General features: G+C 65.1%; 5 protein-coding genes. 2 read left to right on the top strand and 3 right to left on the bottom strand.

Annotated features, from left to right (window positions below):
* The first annotated feature begins 292 nt into the window (after positions 1-292).
* Together ACFE71_RS15485 and ACFE71_RS15480 are read left to right on the top strand one after the other, a co-directional pair.
* Entirely contained in the window at positions 293-598 is a 306-nt protein-coding gene (locus ACFE71_RS15485; protein ID WP_375429652.1) for a hypothetical protein, read from the top strand.
* Between the two features lie 136 nt (positions 599-734).
* Positions 735-1,094 (top strand): response regulator, encoded by a 360-nt coding sequence (locus tag ACFE71_RS15480; RefSeq protein ID WP_375429651.1) that lies wholly within the window; start codon positions 735-737, stop codon positions 1,092-1,094.
* Positions 1,095-1,176: 82 nt separating this feature from the next.
* On the opposite strand, the gene ACFE71_RS15475 is transcribed toward ACFE71_RS15480, so the two are convergent.
* From ACFE71_RS15475 to ACFE71_RS15465, 3 genes are all read right to left on the bottom strand, one after another.
* The gene (locus tag ACFE71_RS15475) at positions 1,177-1,557 is read right to left on the bottom strand and encodes a hypothetical protein (RefSeq protein ID WP_375429650.1); all 381 of its coding nucleotides are present in this window, start codon (positions 1,555-1,557) and stop codon (positions 1,177-1,179) included.
* Between the two features lie 234 nt (positions 1,558-1,791).
* The gene (locus tag ACFE71_RS15470) at positions 1,792-2,061 is read right to left on the bottom strand and encodes a hypothetical protein (RefSeq protein ID WP_375429649.1); all 270 of its coding nucleotides are present in this window, start codon (positions 2,059-2,061) and stop codon (positions 1,792-1,794) included.
* A gap of 262 nt (positions 2,062-2,323) precedes the next feature.
* On the bottom strand, positions 2,324-2,647 hold a 324-nt coding region (locus ACFE71_RS15465; protein WP_375429648.1), incomplete at its 5' end, for a phosphoenolpyruvate carboxykinase domain-containing protein.

The following is a 2,647-nucleotide window of genomic DNA, read 5'->3' as shown; positions in this document are numbered from 1 at the left end:
TCAGGTCCTGGCGCGCCGCGTAGTTGCGACCCCAGTTGGTCGCGTTCTCGAGCGCAGCTACGTCGCTGATCGTGAAATCGGCCAAACCACTCAATTTTTGAATAAATCGATTGGCCATGATTAAGACTACATCGAAACAGCATCAAATAATATTGCCCATTCTTATTATACGAAATCTGGTTGGTGGGTGGTGCAGGCCGATAAAGGGTCTACCTGTTCATCATAGTCAGCCGATAGCAATTCCGGCCGACAGCCTGGGGCTACCCGCCCTTGCGAGAAAAAGGCCGCAATCATGTCCATCGATTTCAACGACGGCGAGCTCGTCGCGCATCCGGTCCTGTCGCACGTGCCAGGTGCGCGCGACCCATACGGCCAGGCCGCGCTGTTGCTAATCGAAAGCCTGATCCATGGGCTGAAAGAACGCGGCGTCCTGACGATCGCCGAGGCGGTCGACGTCATCGAAACCGCCGCCGACGTGCAATACGAACTGGCGGACGCCGCCGACGGCGCGGGATCGGGGCTGAGGCACGCCGCATCGCTGCTGACCGCGATGGCGTTGAGCCTTCAAGGAGACATGAAGGCGGACGAAGAACGCTGACGCTCACGACGGTGGTGCACTTTATTTCTAAAATCAGCCGCTGATCGCCGCGACCTATTGGTCATTAATAGTAAATTAGGTTAATATGGCTTTGTCGAGAGCGGCGGCCGTTGACCCGCTCAGGTGGAGATGACCTTTGTGTCACGTTCTGATCATCGAAGACGAAGCGATGATCGCTATCGATCTGGAAGCCCTGCTCGAACGCGAGGGCGCCTCCTCATTCTCATTCGCGGCGACACAGGCCGAGGCGGTGATCGCCGCCCAGGCGCATCGGCCCGACGTCATCACCTCGGACGTGACCCTTCTTGAAGGGACCGGCCCCGCCGCGGTGGCGCTGATCCGGGCGGTGCTAGGTGACGTTCCGGTCGTTTACATCAGCGCGACGGCCAAGGGCTGCTGCACCGAGGATCGCATGACACGGACTTTGACGAAGCCCCTGGATCGGCCCGCCGTCGTCACCGTCTTCCGGGAACTCTGTCATTTGAACCGCGCCTAGCCGCGACGCTGGTCGAGGTTCCATACTTCCGGTGAAATGCTGATTGGCTAGGCCGCTAAACGGTCCTTCTTCATGTTCAGCTTCACGATGACGCCCCCGGCGACCAGTCGGAGGCGAACGAGCCTCCGAGCCGTGCCGCCATCCGGGTGATCAGCTTGCTACCGAACCCCGCCTCCGCCGGCTCGGCCGCCGTCGGACCGCCTCGCTCCATCCACACCAGCGCCACGTCGTTGTCCTGAATCGTGCAAGTGACGTCGAGGGTGCCGGTCCCGACCGACAGCGCGCCGTACTTCACCGAGTTGGTCGCCAGCTCGTGAAGGATCAGCGCCAGGTTGGTCGCGGCGGCCTCGCCGGCGGCGAGCCTGGGCACGGACACGCGCACCCGGCCGCTGAAGGCTCCCATATCGTCATAAGGAGCCAGCAAGACGGAAATCAGGTCGCCGACCAGCGCGGCATTCTCCACGCCTGGCTTCGGTCGGACACGCTATTTCGAAGCGCAGCGCGCGCGGTTCGAGCAGGACGCGTCGCTGCGCTCGCTCAACCTGTCCAGCCCCAAGCTGGTGACGATCGTCTCGGACATGGTCCGCCAATCCAGGGATTGATCCGAGCTCGGCGGCACCGGCACGAACCCGAGCGGCGAGGCTGCCGCCGATCCAGAACGCGACCCGACCTTTTCACCGCGCGTCCGGTTGCATGGTCACGAGCGACCCTGCGCGCTCGATAACAAGCACTCGCGCGCCTCGCCCTCGTCGAAGAGCACGGCCCGGTTCGAGGTGGGGCTCACGCGTTCGGCCTGAAGCTTCCGGAGCATGATGGCGACGACGGCGGCTATGCGGACGGTGCCTGCGTCCGTGCGCGCGACACGCGCCTGTCGCGCCGCGATGATCTCGCGGGGCTGCACCTCCTGTCCGCGTCCATCGACGAGAAGGAGGAACGGTCGCGTTCCGCCAGTCTCGAGCCTGTGCACGAACCCCGCCCCGAGGACACCGTCGCGGTCATCCGCGCGAGGGCGAGCGGCCGTTCTTCCGGCAGCGTCGGCGTGGCCAGCCGACCGGCGTGGGGATCGATGGCGTCGGCACGGCCGTCGGAGGCTCGGCCCGTCGGGCTACGTATCCCCACGGTCTCGACGGCTTGGGCGTCGCTTTCCGGCCGAACGAGGGGCGTCGTCGCAGGATACGCGACTTCGCCCCATCTCGCGCCACCACGCTCCGACCGCCGGAACCACTCGGTCAGGCCGTCATGGCCATCCCGAGCCGCTCCTCCAAGCGGGCCTGCTCGCGCCAAAGGGCAAGCGGTACGCGCTTCCCGAGCGTCCTCAGGTCCTCCGCGTTGAGGGTCGCCTCATGCCGCCATATATCCGAGTCGACCGAGAGCAGGATGTCGAGCGCATCGTCGTCGAGCGACAGGCCGTCCAGGTCGAGGTCCTCGCGCCGCGGCAGCCGGCCGATGGTCGTGTCCACCGCCCCGACCGTGCCCTCGACGCGCTCGACGATCCACGCGAGCACGCGCGCGTTGTCGCCGAAGCCCGGCCACAGATACTTGCCGTCCGGCCC

Source organism: uncultured Sphingomonas sp. (assembly GCF_964237155.1).
Taxonomy (GTDB): Bacteria; Pseudomonadota; Alphaproteobacteria; order Sphingomonadales; family Sphingomonadaceae; genus Sphingomonas.
The sequence above is the reverse complement of the archived record's forward strand: the minus strand, read 5'-3'. Positions and strand labels throughout refer to the sequence as shown.